At 30.8% G+C, this 2,276-nt stretch carries 1 protein-coding gene and 1 pseudogene; one reads left to right on the plus strand and one right to left on the minus strand.

The genetic code is table 11. The features are described from left to right. Nucleotides 1–833 precede the first annotated feature (833 nt). Nucleotides 834–1,766: a hypothetical protein gene (locus AC1DIT_RS27885; RefSeq protein ID WP_016132978.1), complete on the plus strand. Its 933-nt coding sequence runs from the start codon at nt 834–836 to the stop codon at nt 1,764–1,766. A gap of 280 nt (nt 1,767–2,046) precedes the next feature. On the opposite strand, the pseudogene AC1DIT_RS27890 reads toward AC1DIT_RS27885, so the two are convergent. Continuing rightward, nucleotides 2,047–2,276, minus strand: a pseudogene (locus AC1DIT_RS27890) (hypothetical protein); the annotation flags it as partial.

Below are 2,276 nucleotides of genomic sequence, written 5' to 3' on the forward strand. Positions count from 1 at the left end.
AGTTACCATGACATTCATATTATGGGGTTACTTAGAAAAGATTGGGAAAACGAGAAAGCTTAAATGATACTTCAAAAGGCAGACCAGTAAAATGGTCTGCCTTTTATATGTTTTATTGAACGAACGCTTCAATAAAACAAGATAAGGAACTCCTAATTAACTTCTTCGATACGATAGAATAGCTTGTTCCACGACTTGTGCTTTTAAGAAGGGAATCAAGCTCGATTGTACCTTAGCGTACGAAATTCGCGTGACCCCATCACCATCAAGCTAAGGTTGCCAAGAGGGTATATTTTAATGCAATTTCGCATATCCAAATAAAGGGAATCGTTGTGCAGAGTGTGATTAAATTATGTTAATAATATTTAATTGGTATTATTATTTTTTTATAGATTAAAATAGTGATTTTTTAACCAGATATATCAAGTTGAAACTATTTTAATTACCTAAATGATATTAAATAGTAATTTTAGAAGTATAATATTTCCGCTCATATTAATACGTGATAATTAAATTATTGAATGCAATCGACAAAATTCTACTATTTACGCATTGAAAATTTAATGTTTTAATAAGGGTGTAATTGGTATGACCACTAAAAAAGGAGACGATTGTACTAAGAAAAGTGCAGTAAAGTTGCAAGTAACATTATGTCGAGTTAATTATTTCAATAATCAGTTTATTTAGCGTGGAGATAATTTAGAATCACAAAAGTAGCATATTTATAAAAAAATAGCATTCTATGTTCCTACATAGCAAAAGTATAAGCAATGTACAGTATAATTTCATCTTTTGTAATCTTGTAGAAATAATGGAAGAAGAGGAGAGATATTATGAAACGTATGAAAAAAATCATTCCCGCAGCTTTTGTATTAAGTTCAGCTTTACTTGTAGCCCCAGGATTTTCTTCGGCAGCTACTGATACTACGAATGTAGGAAATCTTCCGGTAGTAATCAGTTCTCAAGAAGGAAAAGCACCTATGTCAGCAGAACAAGTTGCTCAAAATGGTACACAACTTCCTTACGTTCCTACGGGTCCTTATGAAGAATTTCCTGGTCAATGGCATGTTTCTACAGATGAGGGAAAGTTAATTGATTATGCATATGTAGATGTTGTTGCTAAGGGGAATACATCAGGAGATATGTTGAATTTATCAGGATATAAGGCTGTAAAACCAGATGGTACTTGGTTTAAATCCGGCGAAAAAATTCCAGTAGCAGGAAGTGAAGGAAGTGTACTATATTCAATAGCAATTCCTAAAACGGATCCAATAGTAGCGGATACGAAATTAAAAAAACAACTAGATTGGAAATTAATTGATTCAAATGTAATAGATAAAAATTCAGGTTATCACTGGAGTAAAGCTGTTACAAGTGGTGTTTCTCATAATATATCTGTAGGTTTATCTCAAACAATTGGGATGGAAGCAGGTTTTGGAGATATTGTTAAAATGTCAGCTTCATTAACTTGGAGTTTTGGTTATCAAAATACAATTTCAGAAGAAAGTACAGTTACGAAGACATTTGATTTTAATCCAAAGTCTGATTATGCATATGACCAATATAGAACTGCATTATATCAACAAGTAGCTAACTATTCTGTTGTTCCAGGCGCAGGATTACAAAAATGGATGTCTGATAAAACTGCAAATGATACTATGAATAAGTTATATAATATGCTAGGTAAGGGAAATGCAGTTGAATATAAAGTGAAAGAATCAGTTGATTATCCAGTAGATGTTTTAGTTGCTCTTACTTCGAAATAATAAAAAAGCTAGCATTTTGCTAGCTTTTTTATTATTTCACCTATATATGGAAATGAAACGAAATATAAGAGCATTTCTATATAGATTTTAATTACAAACATAATTTGAGAGTGTGAAAAATAGATTTTCTTGATGTTAAGAAATTAGTAATTTCTTTTAATATATAAGAGCATTTCTCTTAAATAACTATAAAAAAATCAAATTTTCGTTTTCATACTGATCACACTCCTTTATTAAAGTCATAGTTTCAGTATGTCCAAGATTTAGAGATTACTTGTAATTACCCTGAAGTTTTTGCACCAGAACCATTAATTCTATTCTTAATAACAATGCAAAGGGGACTTGCTACATTCTTATATGCAATATTGCATATAAGAATGTATTGATAAAAATGAAAGCGCTTACTATAATAAAAGCATAAAGATAAATTACATCTTAGCACTAACAAAAGAGGAGGAAATAATATGGCAATCGCAATGGCAGTTTTAAAATTTGTAGGTGGAATCATCC

The sequence above is a fragment of the Bacillus sp. 05T22 genome (assembly GCF_056396765.1).

What these genes read in the sequence shown, in the direction of transcription:
- AC1DIT_RS27885 (WP_016132978.1), top strand. Translation starts at nt 834, where the DNA reads ATGAAACGTATGAAAAAAATCATTCCCGCAGCTTTTGTATTAAGTTCA.